The 15,823-nt window shown below is 66.6% G+C and carries 11 protein-coding genes; 5 read left to right on the top strand and 6 right to left on the bottom strand.

Features of this window, described 5'->3' with window-relative positions:
- Position 1: 1 nt before the first annotated feature.
- From cydB to C6W88_RS20045, 4 genes are read left to right on the top strand one after another with little or no spacing between them, the layout of a single operon-like run.
- Positions 2–1,000, top strand: coding sequence for a cytochrome d ubiquinol oxidase subunit II (cydB, locus tag C6W88_RS20060; RefSeq protein WP_108133771.1), 999 nt, complete (start codon positions 2–4; stop codon positions 998–1,000).
- A complete protein-coding gene (gene cydD / locus C6W88_RS20055; RefSeq protein ID WP_108133770.1) occupies positions 993–2,795 on the top strand; it encodes a thiol reductant ABC exporter subunit CydD in 1,803 nt (600 codons plus the stop codon). Before cydB ends, cydD begins: the two co-directional genes overlap by 8 nt.
- Positions 2,779–4,581 (top strand): thiol reductant ABC exporter subunit CydC, encoded by a 1,803-nt coding sequence (cydC, locus tag C6W88_RS20050; protein ID WP_108133769.1) that lies wholly within the window; start codon positions 2,779–2,781, stop codon positions 4,579–4,581. Before cydD ends, cydC begins: the two co-directional genes overlap by 17 nt.
- Positions 4,582–4,628: 47 nt before the next feature.
- Positions 4,629–5,624, top strand: a complete 996-nt coding sequence (locus C6W88_RS20045) for an adenosine deaminase (protein ID WP_108133768.1) — start codon at positions 4,629–4,631, stop codon at positions 5,622–5,624.
- Positions 5,625–5,808: 184 nt separating this feature from the next.
- Here the strand turns inward: C6W88_RS20045 and C6W88_RS20040 are convergent, their stop codons facing one another.
- From C6W88_RS20040 to xdhA, 6 genes are all read right to left on the bottom strand, one after another.
- A complete protein-coding gene (locus C6W88_RS20040) occupies positions 5,809–6,771 on the bottom strand; it encodes a cytochrome-c peroxidase (protein WP_108133767.1) in 963 nt (320 codons plus the stop codon).
- 651 nt (positions 6,772–7,422) lie between these two features.
- Positions 7,423–8,469 carry an oxygen-dependent tRNA uridine(34) hydroxylase TrhO gene (trhO, locus tag C6W88_RS20035; RefSeq protein WP_108133766.1) on the bottom strand — a complete coding sequence of 349 codons (1,047 nt, stop codon included), beginning with the start codon at positions 8,467–8,469 and terminating at the stop codon, positions 7,423–7,425.
- 152 nt (positions 8,470–8,621) lie between these two features.
- Positions 8,622–9,917, bottom strand: a complete 1,296-nt coding sequence (guaD, locus tag C6W88_RS20030) for a guanine deaminase (protein ID WP_108133765.1) — start codon at positions 9,915–9,917, stop codon at positions 8,622–8,624.
- Positions 9,918–10,186: 269 nt separating this feature from the next.
- A complete protein-coding gene (gene xdhC, locus C6W88_RS20025) occupies positions 10,187–11,026 on the bottom strand; it encodes a xanthine dehydrogenase accessory protein XdhC (protein ID WP_108133764.1) in 840 nt (279 codons plus the stop codon).
- Positions 11,023–13,431 carry a xanthine dehydrogenase molybdopterin binding subunit gene (xdhB, locus tag C6W88_RS20020; protein WP_108133763.1) on the bottom strand — a complete coding sequence of 803 codons (2,409 nt, stop codon included), beginning with the start codon at positions 13,429–13,431 and terminating at the stop codon, positions 11,023–11,025. Before xdhB ends, xdhC begins: the two co-directional genes overlap by 4 nt.
- Positions 13,415–14,893, bottom strand: a complete 1,479-nt coding sequence (gene xdhA / locus C6W88_RS20015; RefSeq protein WP_108133762.1) for a xanthine dehydrogenase small subunit — start codon at positions 14,891–14,893, stop codon at positions 13,415–13,417. The genes xdhB and xdhA overlap by 17 nt, the downstream gene beginning before the upstream one ends.
- A 365-nt stretch (positions 14,894–15,258) precedes the next feature.
- Between xdhA and C6W88_RS20010 the strand changes: the two genes are divergently transcribed.
- The coding region (locus C6W88_RS20010) for a TetR/AcrR family transcriptional regulator (protein WP_108133761.1) at positions 15,259–15,823 on the top strand (565 nt) is incomplete at its 3' end.

The following is a 15,823-nucleotide window of genomic DNA, read 5'->3' as shown; positions in this document are numbered from 1 at the left end:
CATGGAATTGATCAACCTTTCTGCCATCTGGGCGCTGATCATCGGGTTCGGCGTGATGATGTACATCCTGATGGATGGCTTCGATCTCGGGGTGGGTATCCTCTACCCCTTCGCCCCGGACGAGCACGCCCGGGATGTGATGATGAACTCGGTAGCGCCGATATGGGACGGTAACGAGACCTGGCTGGTGCTCGGCGGGGCGGGACTTCTGGCGGCCTTTCCGCTGGTCTACACCATCCTGCTGCCGGCGCTCTATCTTGGGGTCTTCCTGATGTTGGCCGGCCTGATCTTCCGTGGCATTGCCTTCGAGTTCCGCTTCAAGTCGGTACGTAATCGCCACTGGTGGAACCGTGCCTTCTGCTGGGGCTCGATGGTCGCCACCTTCTGTCAGGGGGTCGTGGTCGGCGCCTACATCGAGGGCTTCGAGGTCGCCAACAATGTCTACGTGGGCGGTCCTTTCGACTGGCTGACGCCTTTCACCGTGATCACTGGCCTTGCGCTGATGGCGGGCTATGCGCTGCTGGGGGCGACCTGGACGATTCTGAAGTCCGAGGGGCAGGTGCAGGAATGGGCCTACCGCATCACGCCCAGGCTGCTCGGACTGGTGCTGGCGGGCTTTGCCGTGATCAGTATCTGGACGCCGTTCGTCGACGACTTCGTGCGTGAGCGCTGGTTCGGCCACCTGACACTGTTCTGGGTGTTCCCGGCACTGGCGTTGCTGTGCGCCGCCATGGTGTGGCGTTCGGTGGCCCGTCGCCGTGAGGGCCAGCCGTTCGTGGCTACCCTGGGACTGTTCTTCTTCACCTACCTGGGGCTGGTGGCCAGCAAGTGGCCCTACCTGATCCCGCCGGACATCACCCTGTGGGATGCCGCCTCGGCTCCGGAGAGCCAGCTGTTTCTGCTGCTCGGGGTGCTGTTCGTGATCCCGGTGGTACTGGGCTACACCGCCTGGTCCTACTGGGTGTTCCGCGGCAAGGTAAGAGGGGGCGGCTATCACTAAGTCGTCTGGTGCTGAGTCGTCTCGTCCTGAGTCGTCTCGTTCTGAGTCGTCTCGTTCTGAGTCGTCTCGCGGCGAGGCCACCAGGGCGCGGCGGTGGCTCGACCAGCACACCGGGGCTCAGCGTCGTCCGCTGACCCTGGCCGCGGCCTTCGCGGTGCTGGCAGGACTCGCGGGTGTGGTCCAATGGGTACTGCTGGCCAAGGTGCTGGTACTGGCGATCGAGGGTGAGCGTTCCCTGAGCCAGCTATGGCCCTGGCTTGTCTCTCTACTTGGGCTTCTGGGCCTACGTGCCGGGGCTGGCTTTGCTCAGGAGTGTCTGGCCCAGCGAGCCAGCCAGCGCCTTCGCCGCGCGGTACGCCACGAGTTGCTCGAGCATCTGTTTGCGCTGGGACCGGTGCGTGCCGGTCGCCATCACAGTGCCGGGCTGGCCCATCGCCTTGTCGAGCAGGTCGAGGCACTGGACGCCTACACCTCACGCTTCTGGGTGCAACTTCGGGTGGTGATGGTGGTGCCGCTGGTGATCTTCGCCATCATCGCCTGGCACAACTGGCTGGCGGCGCTGCTGCTGGCGATCACGGCGCCGCTGATTCCCTTGTTCATGGCGCTGGTGGGCATGGGCGCCGAATCGCTCAATCGCGACCAGTTCGCGGCGGTGACGCGTCTGTCCGGGCACTTCGTCGATCGGGTGCGGGGCATCGCCACCATTCGACTGTTCGGTGCCGACGACAGGGTCACCGACGAGGTTGCCCAGGTCGCCGACGACTATCGCCGGCGCACCCTGAAGCCCTTGCGACTGGCCTTTCTGTCATCGGCGGTGCTCGAATTCTTCTCCTCGGTGGCGATTGCGGCGCTGGCCATCTACATCGGCTTTGGCCTGCTCGGGGACCTGCCGCTGGAGGTGGCCGATTCGCTGACGCTGGCTAGTGGCCTGACCATCCTGCTGCTGGCCCCGGAGTTCTTTCAGCCGCTGCGCACACTGTCCCAGCACTACCACGACCGTGCCTCGGCGCTGGCCGCCGCCCAGGCCCTGACGGAACTGCTCGATGAACCCATCGATCCGTCGCGAGTGTCGCCCGTCTCGGCGCCTGGCGCGACGGAAAGTCCCGCTTCTTCAGTGTTGTCCGGTGGCCAGCTTGTGCGGCTCGAAGGCGCCTGCCTGGATCACCCTGGGCGTGGCCGCGTGCTGGGTCCGCTGGACTTTCGGGTGGACGCCGGTGAAGTGGTGGTGATCAGCGGCCCATCGGGTGCCGGCAAGTCGAGCCTGCTGGCGATGCTGGCGGGGTTTGTCGGGCCTGGCGAGGGCTCGCGCCAATCGGCACCGGGCATCGCCTTTGCCTGGATGGACCAGCGCCCGCTGCTGATCCAGGGCAGCCTCGCCGACAATCTTCGCCTGACGGCGCCGAACGCTGGCGATGACGACCTGCGCACTGCGCTCGAGCAGGCGGGCCTTGAGCCGCTGGTCGCGGCTCTGCCCGAGGGACTCGATACCCGGATCGGCGAAAATGGCCTGGGCCTGTCCGGCGGGCAGGCCCAGCGCCTGGCGCTGGCGCGGGTGTTCCTGAGTGATGCCGCGCTGGTGCTGCTGGACGAGCCGACGGCGAGTCTGGATCGAGAGACCGAAGCGGTACTGATTCGCGGCTTTCGGCGTCTGGCCGGCCAGGGCCGGGCGCTGGTCATCGCCAGCCATCACCCGGCCATCCTGGCCATGGGGGACCGGCGTGTGGAGCTGCTCGATGGGCGAGTCACCGCGAGTGGAAGAGAACAGCAAGAGGTGGCCCATGGCGTCGTCGACTGAGCGCACGGATACGGGATTCGCTGCGGGGATTGCCAGTCTGCGTCCGTGGATCGAGGTGCATGCGTCGTTTCGTCGGCGCCTGGTGCTTGGCGTGGTGCTGATGGTGCTGACCGCGCTGTCGGCGCTGGGGCTGCTGGCGGTGTCGGGTTGGTTCATCACCGCCAGCGCGCTGACCGGCGCGGCCTTGGCCGCGGGTATGGCGGCTACCCTGGACGTCTACACCCCCGGGGCGGGCATTCGTCTGTTTGCGGTGTCCCGTACCGTGTCACGCTACATCGAACGCCTCTACAACCACGACACCATCCTGCGACTGCTGGCACGCCTGAGGGCGCGCTGCTTCTCGGGCCTGGTGGCGATGGACGGCGCCAGCCTCGGGGCAAGGCGATCCGGGGACTGGCTCAACCGTCTGACCGCCGATATCGATACCCTGGACGCGCTTTACCTGCGGCTGCTGGCGCCGGCGGCGATGGCGCTGGTGCTGGGGGCGGCGCTGGTAGCGTTGGTAGCGGTGTGGCTGCCCCAGGCCGCGCTGGTGCTGGGTGTCTTGCTGCTGTTCGGCTGGAGCTGGCTGACCCTCGGACAGGCCCGCCTGGGTCTTGCGGCCTGTCGTCGCCGCGTCGTCGGGCTGGAGCGACTGCGCTCGGCCATGATCGAAACCCTTGGCGGTCTGAGTGAACTCGAATCCTACGGCGCATTGGCGCGCCGCCGTGGCGAGCTTGAAGCCCTCGAGGACGAGCTGCTGGCGGCTCAGTGGCGACTGTCACTGATCACCGGGTTTGGCAATGTTCTGACGACGCTGGTGATGGGGGGCGCCTGGTGGCTTGTATTGATCGGTGGCCTCGCCGCCTTCGGTGGCGGCCAGTTGGGCGCCGCCGTGCTGGTGATGCTGCCGTTGGCCTCGCTGGCCCTGGCCGAGGGGTTGGCAAGTCTGCCCGCCGCCTTCACCCAGGCCGGCGCGAGCCTCGCCGCCGCCGAGCGGCTCAACGCCATCGACCAGGGGTGCGCAGCGCCAGCACAAGCCTCAGACGCCACCCGAGCTGTTGCAGTGCACGCTGCGCCTCGAAGCGGGACTGCCGAGTGTGGAGGGCTGGAGATCCAGGCGACCTCGCTAAGTTATCGTTATCCGCGGGCGCTCGATCAGGCGCTGTCGCCCCTGAACTTCCGGCTGGCGCCGGGGGAAAGGGCTGCGATCTGTGGCCCCTCCGGCAGTGGCAAGTCGACGCTGTTGGCGCTGCTTGCCGGGGAGCTGCGTGGCCACCAGGGTCGCTTGACCCTGGACGGCCAGGCGGTGGAAGCCCTGGACCGGCAGTGGTTGAGCAGCCAAGTGGGCTGTCTGACCCAGCGGGTGGAGCTGTTCGACGCAAGCCTTGCCGAGAATCTGCGACTGGGCGCCCCCGAGGCGAGCCCGGAGCGGCTGTGGCAGGCGCTTGTTGCGGTAGACCTGGCCGACTGGGCGCAGGGTCTGCCCGGCGGGCTCGAGACACGCGTGGGGGAAGGGGGGCGACAGCTTTCCGGCGGCCAGGCGCGACGTCTGGGCCTGGCGCGTCTGTGGCTGACCGATCCCGCCCTGGTGGTGCTCGATGAGCCTTATGCCTCGCTGGATGCGGCCACCGCGCGGCGAGTGGCCGAGGGCATCGTCCCCTGGCTGGCCGGACGCACGGTGCTGATGCTGGTGCACCATCATGATCCCGACTCGCCGTCGCCCGGCATGGAGCACATCCCCAGGGTCATCGAGATGGCGGCCGGTACGCCATGGCAAGCCCGGGGCGAATGCGTCACCATGTAAACGACGACACCTGATTTCTACGGTTCGATGCCACAGGGCCAGACACCATGACCGACGACTTTCTGACCCGCCTGCCTAAGGCGGAACTGCATCTGCACATCGAGGGTACGCTGGAGCCGGAGCTGATGTTTGCGCTGGCCGAGCGTAACGGGGTCAGCCTGCCTTACGCCGATATCGAGGCGGCCCGACAGGCTTACGACTTCAGCGACCTGCAGTCCTTTCTCGATCTTTACTATCAGGGCATGAGCGTGCTGGTCCGCGCCCGGGACTTCGAGGACCTGGCGATGGACTACTTCCGGCGCGCCGCCGCCGAGGGAGTGGTGCATATCGAGATGCACGTGGACCCCCAGGCCCACCTGTCCCGTGGCGTGGCGCTGTCCGAGGTGATGGAAGGCCTGACGGCCGCTTGTGCCAAGGCCCGCTCCGAGCTGGATATTTCCACCGCCATGATCCTCGCCTTTCTGCGTGATCAGCCCGCCGCCGATGCCATGCAGCTGCTCGAGGACAGCACGCCCTGGCATGACCACTTCAGTGCCGTGGGGCTGGACAGCGCTGAGCGAGGCAATCCGCCGAGCAAGTTCCAGGAGGTCTTTGCCCGGGCGCGGGAGCTGGGCCTCGAGCGCGTGGCCCACGCAGGTGAGGAGGGGCCACCGAGCTATATCCGCGAGGCGCTGGATGAGCTTCAGGTGTGTCGCATCGACCATGGCGTAAGGGCGATCGAGGACGTCGAGCTGATGGAGCGGCTGGCCGACGAAGGCACCGTGCTGACGGTGTGTCCGTTGTCCAATGTGCGCCTGAAAGTGGTGGAACGGCTCGAAGATCATGGCCTGCCGACGCTGATCGACGCTGGACTGGTGGTAACCATCAACTCCGATGACCCGGCCTACTTCGGCGGTGGCATGCGCGACAACTTCGCCGCCTGTCAGCGGGCCTTCGGCTGGTCCAACGAGACCCTCAAGTGGCTGGCCGGCAACGCCATCGAGGCGGCCTTCATGGATGAGGAGAGGAGGCAGGCGCTGAGACAGCGGCTGGTGGAATCCTAGGCCTTGCCGTAAAAGTGCCTGCATTCGTCGACGTTTCAGACAATGCCGGACGCCGGGACTGGCACATCAAGCGCCGCCTTGCCCCTTGTCGGGGGAGGCGGCGCTGGCGTTTGCAGGGGGCTATTGGTGATAGTACCGGGTCAGGCCTGGCCCGGGGCTGGATCAGGACTGGATCAGGGCTGGATCAGGGCAGCGCAGGCACTGTGACCACCGGTTGCTCTCCTGTCAGGGCATGCAGGAAGCTGACCAGCCGTTCGACGGTGGCATCATCAAGCTCTCGCTTGAGCATCTGCTCGGCCATGATGGGCACGACGTCTTCAAGCGTCTCGGCCGAGCCGTCGTGAAAGTAGGGGTAGGTCAGGGCGACATTGCGCAGTGATGCCGTCCTGAAGGCCTGTCGATCGCTTTCCTCGTTGGTGACCGCAAAGCGCCCGGGGTCATCCGATCCCGGCACCTGAATCGGGTGGAACAGGCTGTCGCTGAAGTTGGCGCCGCGGTGACAGCTGATGCACCCGATGTCCACGAAGTCCTTCATGCCGGCCTTCTGCTGATCGGTCAGGGCAGCCTCGTCACCGAGCAGGTAGCGATCGAGCGGAGCGTTCGGCGTATTCAGCGTGCGCTCGAAGCTGGCGATGGCGTCGGCCAGGTTGCCGGAGGACAGCGGAGCCTCGTCGGCGGGAAATGCCGTCTGGAAGTGATCGGAATATCCGTCGACGGCGGAAAGGCGGGCAAGGGCGCCGTCCAGGTCGTGGGCCATCTCGATGCTGTTCTGGATAGGCCCCAGCGCCTGGCCTTCCAGGTCGGGTTCGCGACCATCCCAGAACTGTGAACCAAGAAAACCCGAGTTGAGCACGGTGGGGGAGTTGCGTTCTCCCACCTGGCCATCGTGGCCGACCGCCGTCGGCAGCCGGTCCGTCCAGGCCAGGGCCGGGTTGTGACAGGAAGCGCAGCTGATGTTGCTGCTCTTTGAAAGCCGGGGTTCGAAGAACAGCATCTTGCCAAGCGCTACCTTCTCAGCGGTGAGGCTGTTGTCGGCGGGGATGGGGGGAAGCGAGGGTAGCGGGGTGAAATACTGTCGATAGTCTTGTTGGTCTGCGGATTCGGTGTCTGATGTGGGTGCCGCCGACGCCTGGGAGGCGACGGCCATGCTGCAGGCCAGAAAAGTGCCGGTTAAAAAAGTGCCGGTTAAAAAATTGCTGGCCAAGAAAGTGCCGGCCAGAACAGGGGAAAGGTAGTTGGGCCAAGGTCGCATCATGTATTCCCTTCGTTGCGTCACGTCACGGTTTGCCGTTCAGGCGGGCGATCTGAGCCTGTCGTTTTTCGGCGAGCGGCAGGGGGAATCAGTAGCGGCACAGGTGGATGGCGAACCCTGATGCTCAAGGCGTGCTTCATGTCACCAGATGGCACTGCGGCTTGCCCGCGCTGGTGTTAGTAATAGGTGATCCTGTGTGGGCGGCGGCCGCTTTTCAGGCAACGGGCGGGGTGGAAGGTTGCTGAGGCATGATGTCGAAGCGAAAACGTCGGAATCTAAGGTGTTTTCGGCGTGATCGCCGACTGAGGCGAGGAAGAGGTTGAACAGGCCGACGCCGTTTCTTTCAGTACACTTGGGGGCGCTTCGGCGCGTCCTTTGCTACCGGCGAAGTCCTCGGTGACACGCAAAAGAGGCGCCCGTCTCTGGTATAAAGCCCAGGGCGCCTCTTTTTTGGTCTGGCGGGTGTTGTGGCGGGTGTTGTGGCTGGAGGGCCGGCGTGCACGAGCCGGCATGCATCAACGGGTGTGCAACACCAGAAGCCGTGTATCAGCCCTGTTGGCGATTGACCTCGCGCGCCGCTTCCCTGGCGCGTCGCTTGGCCTCGCGACGCTCTTCCATGCGTGCCACCGCGTCGGCACCCAGGTGGGCCTCGCCGCGCTCCCGGGCGAGGCGCATCTGGCGCTCACGCTCGGCGAAGCGGGCCTTCTGCTCGTCGCTCAGGCGGTCGTAGCAGCGCGGGCAACAGACGCCTTTTTCATAGTACTCGCTCTGCTTGTCCTGCTCGGTGATCGGCATGCGGCAGGCGTGACACTGGTCATAGCGTCCCGGCTTGAGGTCATGGTCGACGGTGACCCTGTCGTCGAACACGAAGCACTCGCCACGCCACAGGGTCTTGTCCTTCGGTACGTCCTCCAGGTACTTCAGGATGCCGCCCTTGAGGTGGTAGACGTCCTCGAATCCCTGCTCCTTGAGGTAGGCGGTGGACTTCTCGCAACGGATGCCGCCGGTACAGAACATCGCTACCTTCTTGTGGCGACTCGGGTCCAGGGTCTTCTTCACGTACTCGGGGAAGTCGCGAAAGGCGCTGGTGGCCGGATTGACCGCACCCTCGAAGGTGCCGACCTCGACCTCGTAGTCGTTGCGGGTGTCGATCAGCAGCACCTCGGGGTCCTGGATCAGCGCGTTCCAGTCCTTGGGGTCCACGTAGGTACCGACGGTATGGCGCGGGTCGATGCCCTCGACGCCCATGGTCACGATCTCGCGCTTGAGCTTGACCTTGGTGCGCATGAAGGGCGCACGACGGGTCAGTGACTCCTTGGTGTCGAGCTCGGCCAGGCGTGGGTCGGCGCGCAGCCAAGCGAGCACCGCGTCGATGCCCTGGCGGGTGCCGGCGACGGTACCATTGATGCCTTCACGGGCCAGCAGCAGGGTGCCGCGCACCTGATGCTCGAGCAGGGTGTCGAGCAGCGGCTCGCGCAGCGCCTCGTAGTCGTCGAGGGTGACGAACTTGTAAAGCGCGCACACCACCAGGGTGTCTGGACCAGAAGTGGCGGTTTCGGTGGCTGTGTCAGGGGGTGAAGTATCGTGACTCATGGTTGTCCTCGTGCGAGCCGGAGCGTAAATCCGGAGCAGCGTTGGCAGCGTGTGGTATTCAAGGCGCGCATTCTAGCGCACTCGCCGAGGAATTTCCCGGCCAGCCATCACCCCGTGCAAGCGCCGGTCGCCGGCGCCTGTCGTGGGGTTCTTCAGGTCTGGCGGCGGTGCTGCAGGCGTCCCCCCGCCCAGGTCTCGTAGATGGCGCGGTCGTCCCCCAGCATCATCAGGGTGAACAGTTCCTCCGCCAGTGACTGGGTGCGCCCCATGCGTCGGGCCAGCAGCGGCGAGGCGAACAGGTCGATGACCACGAAGTCGGCGTCTCGACCGGGGGTCAGGCTGCCGATCCGATCGTCCAGTGACAGCGATACGGCGTTGCCCCGGGTCAGGTCATGAAAGCCTGCCCAGGCGGTCAGTGGCGTGCCCCTGAGCTGGCCGACCTGATAGGCCGCCTTGAGGGTGGCCAGTCCCGACAGGTCGGTACCGGCGCCGATGTCGCTGGCAAGCGTCAGATTCAGCCCCTGGACCCGGGCGCCGGCCCGGTCGAACAGGCCGCTGCCGAGAAACAGGTTGGAACTGGGACAGAAGGCGATGTTGGCGCCGCGCTCGGCCAGTCGGGTACGCATCTCGTCGTCCAGGTGGATGCCGTGGGCAAAGGTGCTGCGCGGCCCCACCAGCCCGGATTCCTCGTAGACCGCCAGGTAGTCGCGGCTGCCCGGAAACAGCTCGGCCACCCAGTCGAGCTCGCCCAGGTTCTCCGACAGATGGGTCTGCAGCCACAGGCTCGGATCATTGCGCAGAAGGCCACCGGCGGCGTCGAGCTGTGCGCGGGTGGAGGTAGGCGCGAAGCGCGGGGTGACGCTGTAGCCGAGGCGCGCGGTGCCGTGCCAGTCACTGATCAGGCGCTCGCTGTCGCGGATACCGCCGTAGGTGTCGTCGGTGAGCGCTTCGGGGGCATGGCGGTCCATCAGTACCTTGCCGGCCAGCATGCACAGGTCGCGGCGTTGGGCCGCGCTGAAGAAGGCGTCGGTCGAGGCAGGGTGGCTCGAGCAGAACACCTGGGCGGTGGTGGTGCCTACCCGCATCAGTTCGTCGAGGAAAACGTCGGCCATCTGCTCGGCGTGTTCGCGCTGGGCAAAGCGACATTCCTCGGGGAAGGTGTACTCGTTGAGCCAGTCGAGCAGCTGGCGTCCGTAGGAGGCCATGATCTCGAGCTGTACATAGTGCACATGACTGTCGATGAAGCCTGGCATCACCAGCTTGTCGCGGTGGTCGATGACGCTGGCGTCGGCGGGCAGGTGGGGGGCGAGCTCTGTATAGTCGCCCACCGCCTGAACGACACCCTCGGCCCACCACAGCACGCCGTCGGCGAAGTAGCTGACGCTGCCCTCGAGCGGGGTGTCGCCGTCGCCGGGATCGGCGTTGAAGCTGAGGATGCGCGCGCGCATGACCCAGCTCGATGAGCAGGGGCCGCCAGCGGGGCTGGTGGAGGCACCGGCGGAAGTTCCGGAGAAAGCCTCGGGCTTGGGCGCGGTGCTGGCAGAGGCGTTACGGGTCTCGGTCATGGGGCACTCTTTATCGGGTCGTCGCTTATAGGGGCATCGCGTCATCGCACTATGGCGGTGACGTTGTGTTCAGGGGGCGGCAGGCGCGGCGGCCAGGGAGGCAGACGCCTGGCGCTACCCGGCCAGACGGGTAAGGCCGGGCCAGGACAGGTTCAGGAAAACAGGCGTCGTACCTCTGCGCTTTCCAGGCCGCGCAGCGCGTCGCGACGTGCCCCCTCCGGCCTGGGGCTTGCCAGTGGCAGCAGCTCGGCCAGGGCGGCCAGGGCGACGGCGTAGGGCGTCTTGTCGCCGCCGGAGTCGCCGATCGGGCAGCGCACGGCGTCGATGCGATCGTGCGGGATGCCGGCACGTTCCAGTCGCCCGCGGAAGCTGGCCCACTTGCTGCGCGAGCCGATCAGCCCGATCGAGGCCATGTCGCCGCGCCTGAGCAGTGCCTCCACCAGGGCGTAGTCCTCGGCGTGGTCGTGGGTCAGCACCAGCACGTGGCTGCCGGCAGGCAGCGACTCGGCGCTGGCGTTGCAGTCGTCAAGCCTGTGGCGGTGCTGGCCTGAGGCCGGGTCGAGCCCGCTGAAGGCGTCCTCGCGGCTATCGTACCAGTCGAGTCGCCAGCCAAGCGGCGCCGCCAATGAGGCCACCGCGCGGCCCACGTGGCCGGCGCCGAACAGCGCCAGGCGCGTGGCCGTACCGAGATCAGTTTCGAGCAGCACATTGACGAAGCCGCCGCAGCACTGGCCACTGCGGCCACCCAGCGAAAAGGCCTCCAGGCTGAGGCCGGCCTCGCCGCGCTCGAGGCGTTCTCGGGCGCAGGCGATCAGCTGCCATTCGAAGGTGCCGCCGCCCAGGGTGTCGATGATGGCGTCGGCGGTGATCACCATCCTGGCGCCAGGCTCACGCGGGGTCGACCCCTGGCTGGTCACCTGGGTGGCCAGCACATGGGGCAGGCCGGCGCGCCGGAGGCGGGCCAGGGCGTCGTACCAGCGCTCGCCGCTCATGGGGTGCCTCCTGCGCGACTCTCGTGTAGCTTTCGTGCCAGGCGTGCCGCCGCCATGACCCGCTCAGGTGTCGCCGGGGTGTCCAGCCGTACCGCCTGGCGGTAGTCGGTGAGGCTCGCCAGGGCGTCGCGCAGCGCGCACCACACCGACATCCCCAGCATGAAGGGCGGCTCACCCACCGCCTTGGAGCGGTAGATGCTGGCCATGGAGTTGGGGTGGCCCTGCATCAGCTCGACGTTGAAGGTGGCCGGCAGATCGCCGTAGGCGGGGATCTTGTAGGTGGCCGGGCCGAACGAGGTCAACTGGCCCCGCTCGTTCCACTTCAGTTCCTCGCTGGTCAGCCACCCCATGCCCTGGATAAAGCCGCCTTCCACCTGGCCCACGTCGATGGCCGGATTGAGCGAGTCGCCCACGTCGTGGAGGATGTCGACCCGATCCACCTGGTACTCGCCGGTGAGGGTGTCCAGTGCCACCTCGGCGACGGCGGCGCCATAGGCGAAGTAGTAGAAGGGGCGTCCGCTGCCGCTGGCCCGATCGTAGTGGATCAACGGCGTTGCGTAGAAGCCTTTCTCGGACAGCGACACCCGACCCAGGTAAGCGTCCTGGATGAGCTCGCCCCAGGCGATACGTCGTTCGCTGCCACCGATGCCGGCGATCAGCTCGCCCTGTTCCAGACGCATGTCCTGACGGTCGAGCTGGTAGCGTTCGGCGGCGAAGTCGAACAGCCGCGACTTCAGCTTGCTGGCCGCGTCGCGGGCCGCCTGGCCGTTCAGATCGGCCCCGCTGGAGGCCGCCGTGGGTGAGGTGTTGGGCACCTTGTCGGTACGGCTGGCGCTGATGCGTACCGCTTCGAGATCGAGCCCCAGCTCGCGGGCGACCACCTGGCACACCTTGGTGTGCAGGCCCTGGCCCATCTCGATGCCGCCGTGATTGATCATCACGCTGCCGTCGGTGTAGACGTGCAGCAGGGCACCGGCCTGGTTGAGGTGCTGGGCGGTGAAGGAGATGCCGAATTTCACCGGGGTCAGCGCCAGGCCCCTGCGGATGACCGGGCTGTCGGCGTTGAACTCGGTGATCGCCTGGCGCCGAGACCAGTAGTCGCTCGATGTCTCGAGCCGCTCGATCAGGTCATGCAGCAGCGTGATCTGGTCCACCGTCTGGCCATAGTGGGTCTGGTCGCGGCCTTGGCGATACAGGTTGCGCTTGCGCACCGTCAGGGGATCCTCGCCCACGCGGCGGGCGATGTCCTCCATGGCGGCTTCGATCACCATCATGCCCTGGGGACCACCGAAGCCACGAAAGGCGGTGTTTGACGCGGTGCTGGTACGGGCGCGATGACCGGTGACCCGAGCCTGGCCCAGTGAATAGGCGTTGTCGGCGTGGAACATGGCGCGGTCGACGATGGCTTCGGACAGATCCGGCGAGTATCCGCAGTCGCCGATGACGGTGATGTCACCGCCCTGGATCACGCCCTGTTCATCGACACCGAGACGATAGCGGTTGTGGAAGGGGTGGCGCTTGCCGGTGACCTTCATGTCCTCGGCCCGGGGCAGGCGAACACGGCAGCTCTTGCCGGTGCGTCGGGCGATCAGCGCCGCCAGGCAGGCCCAGGGCGAGGCCTGGGTCTCCTTGCCGCCGAAGCCTCCGCCCATGCGGCGCACCTCCACGGTGACCGCGTGGAAGGGGATGCCCAGCACCTCGGCGATCAGCTTCTGGGTCTCGCTGGGGTGCTGATTGGAGGTGTGGACCATCACGCCTTCGTCTTCGGTGGGGTGGACCACGCAGGCCTGCCCCTCCAGATAGAAGTGCTCCTGGCCACCGACGAACTGCTCGTCCTCGATGACGTGCGTCGCCCCGGCCAGGGCGGCCTCCCAGTCACCGCTTTGCTGGCGGTGGGTCGGGCGCACCACGTCGCCGGCCTCGGCGGCGGCCACTGGGTCGAGGCTCGCCTCGACCTCATCGATCTCCAGGCGCGCCTTCTTGACCGCCTGACGCGCCGCACGATGGCTGGTGGCGGCGACGCAGAAGATCACCTGACCGGCGTAGAGTACCTCGCCGTCGGCCATGATCGGATCGCCGGGAAAGACCGGGCCGATATCGGTGTGGCCCGGGACGTCGGCGACGCTGATCACGTCGACCACGCCCGGGGCGCTGCGCACGGCGGACAGGTCCAGCCCGGTGATGCGTCCGCTGGCGACCGGCGAGAGTCCCACCGCCAGGTGCAGCGCGTCCGCCGGCAGCGCCAGGTCGTCGATGTAGGCGGCGCGCCCGGTGACGTGCTTGACCGCGCTTTCGTGGCGAGCGGCGCTGCCCGAGAAGCCCTTGGCCGCCGGCGCGTGGCGGGGAGTATCGGCAGTATCGCTGGACGCGGAGGCAGGTGTGGTCAGATCAGTGAGCGTACGCATGGAGCATCACCTCCTGGGTCGGGTGCTGAGAGTCCTGGGATGCCGCGTCGGCGACGACCAGGCGCAGGCGTTCGATCAGTGCAGCGGCGGCGTGCCGACGATAGTCGCTGCTGCCACGCACATCGCTCATGGGCTGAAAGTCTTCGGTCAGCGCATCGATGGCGGCGGCGAACCGCTCGGGTGAAGGGGCATGGCCTTCCAGTGCCGCCTCGGCGCCGGTTGCCCGGGCCGGGATCGCGGCCATGCCGCCGAAGGCCAGGCGGACCTCGGCCAGGGCGCCGTCATTCAGGGTCCAGCTAAAGGCACCGAGTACCGCCGAGATGTCGTCCTCACGCCGTTTGGACAGCTTCCATACCTTGAGCTGGCGGTCAGCTGCCAGCGTCGGCAGGAAGATCGCTTCCAGGCACTCGTCCGGCGCCAGGGCGGTCTTCTTGTAGTCGATGAAGAAGTCCGCTGCGGCGAGTTCGCGACTGCCGCCGGGCCCGGTCAGGCGCAGGCGGGCGTCGAGTGCCAGCAGTACCGGTGGGGTGTCGCCGATGGGCGAGGCGTTGGCCACGTTGCCACCCAGGGTGCCGCGATTGCGCACCTGACCAGAGCCCAGTCGATGCAGGAGGTGATGGAAGGCGGGATAGCGCTCGGCAAACAGCGGTTCCAGTTGCGTGTAGGTGACGGCGGCGCCGACCCACATCCCTGGTCGACCGCTGGCGTCGTGGCCCGCTTCCAGCACCTTGAGTTGTTCTACCCGGGTGACGTCGATGACCTCGGTGAAGTCCGCCAGATTCTGGGTGACTTCGAGCCAGAGATCGGTGCCGCCGGCCACCAGGCGGGCGTCGGGGTGGCGGGCGCGCAGTTCGACAAGTTCATCGAGGCGGCGCGGCTGGTAGAAGCCGCTGTGGGTAGCCGGCTCACCCACATTGGTGGCAAGCGTTCGGGCAAGGGCGTCATCATCGAGCCATTCGGGCCGGAAGCCCGGGGTGTCGCCCATTGCCAGGGCGGCGTCGCGGATCGGGCGATAGCCGGTGCAGCGACACAGGTTGCCGCCCAGCGCCGCTTCCAGTCGCTCAGGCGTCAGTGGCGCGGGCCGCGCGCGGTCATCTTCATGAAGGGTGAACAGCGACATGACGATACCCGGGGTGCAGAAGCCGCATTGGCTGCCGTGGTGTTCCACCATGGCGGCCTGGCAAGGATGCAGCTCGTCCCCCCGGGACAACCCCTCGACGGTGACCAGGTGGCGTCCATTGAGCTGGTGGGCCGGCATGATGCAGGCGTTGGCGCTGTGATAGCGCAGGTTGCCGTCGGCATCGGGCTCGCCGATCGCCACGGTGCAGGCACCGCAGTCGCCGGAGGCGCAGCCTTCCTTGGTGCCGGTCTGGTTGAGGCGCTCGCGCAGCAGGTCGAGCACGCTGAGGTGGGCCTCGGCGTCGACGCGCCGTGGCCGCCCGTTGAGGAAGAACTCGATCATGGTCAGGTCCGCTTATGTTGTCGTTGTCGTCGTTGATGTCCTGGTCGATGTCCTGGTTGCTGTCTGAGCCGAGTGGTTGTCAGCGAGTCGGTACCAAGGGGCATCGCCATGGCAAGGGGGTAACTTCATTCTTGACCAATCGGTCAGCTTCTTCAAGTCACGCCGTCGAGTTTTTTTTCGGTGCCCGCCGCGTGTTCCTGTCGGCGACCACGGCAGAGGCCTAAAAAGCTGCCCATCACAGGCGCTGGCGTGCCAGGCTAGCCGCTTAGCCCAATTGCCAGCGCGGTGGGGTTCAGGCACTCTTTTCCTCCTTGCCGACCCACCTGCAACCGGCGGTGGCGGGCGATTCGACGATCGGGATAACCATGGGCTCACAGCTTGATGACACGGCGCTGAAGGCGCCGCTGGAGGCGGAGGCTGGTGCCATTCGCCAGCGTAACGAACGCGACATACTCGACGCCGCCGAGCGAGTGTTTTCGCGTCACGGCTATCGAGGCGCCAGCCTGAAGCTGATTGCCGAGGAAGCCGGGCTGCCCAAGTCCAATGTGCTCTACTACATGGGCAGCAAGAAAGCGCTGTACGTTCGCCTGCTGGAAGGGGTGATGGAGCGCTGGAACATGATGCTCGACGATATCTCGGTGGATGATGATCCCGCCGAGGTGCTCAGTGCCTTTATCCGCTCGAAGATGGAGATGTCTCGCCGCCACCCCGAGGCCTCGCGCCTGTTTGCCGGCGAGATCCTTCAGGGCGCCCCCTTTCTGCAGGACTATCTGCGTGGCGAGTTGCGTGACTGGGTCGAAAGCCGTGCCGAGGTGTTTCGTCAGTGGGCCGAGCGCGGCCTGATGGACCCGGTGGACCCGGTATCACTGATCTTCCTGATCTGGTCGGCGACCCAGCACTATGCAGACTTTCAAAGCCAGGTCGCCGGCA

Source organism: Halomonas litopenaei (assembly GCF_003045775.1).
GTDB lineage: Bacteria > Pseudomonadota > Gammaproteobacteria > Pseudomonadales > Halomonadaceae > Halomonas > Halomonas litopenaei.
The sequence above is the reverse complement of the archived record's forward strand: the minus strand, read 5'-3'. Positions and strand labels throughout refer to the sequence as shown.

Coding starts and splice junctions, on each gene's coding strand:
- cydB (WP_108133771.1), top strand. CDS start 2: ATGGAATTGATCAACCTTTCTGCCATCTGGGCGCTGATCATCGGGTTC.
- cydC (WP_108133769.1), top strand. CDS start 2,779: ATGGCGTCGTCGACTGAGCGCACGGATACGGGATTCGCTGCGGGGATT.
- C6W88_RS20045 (WP_108133768.1), top strand. CDS start 4,629: ATGACCGACGACTTTCTGACCCGCCTGCCTAAGGCGGAACTGCATCTG.
- C6W88_RS20040 (WP_108133767.1), bottom strand. CDS start 6,771: ATGGCCGTCGCCTCCCAGGCGTCGGCGGCACCCACATCAGACACCGAA.
- trhO (WP_108133766.1), bottom strand. CDS start 8,469: ATGAGTCACGATACTTCACCCCCTGACACAGCCACCGAAACCGCCACT.
- guaD (WP_108133765.1), bottom strand. CDS start 9,917: ATGCGCGCGCGCATCCTCAGCTTCAACGCCGATCCCGGCGACGGCGAC.
- xdhC (WP_108133764.1), bottom strand. CDS start 11,026: ATGAGCGGCGAGCGCTGGTACGACGCCCTGGCCCGCCTCCGGCGCGCC.
- xdhB (WP_108133763.1), bottom strand. CDS start 13,431: ATGCGTACGCTCACTGATCTGACCACACCTGCCTCCGCGTCCAGCGAT.
- xdhA (WP_108133762.1), bottom strand. CDS start 14,893: ATGATCGAGTTCTTCCTCAACGGGCGGCCACGGCGCGTCGACGCCGAG.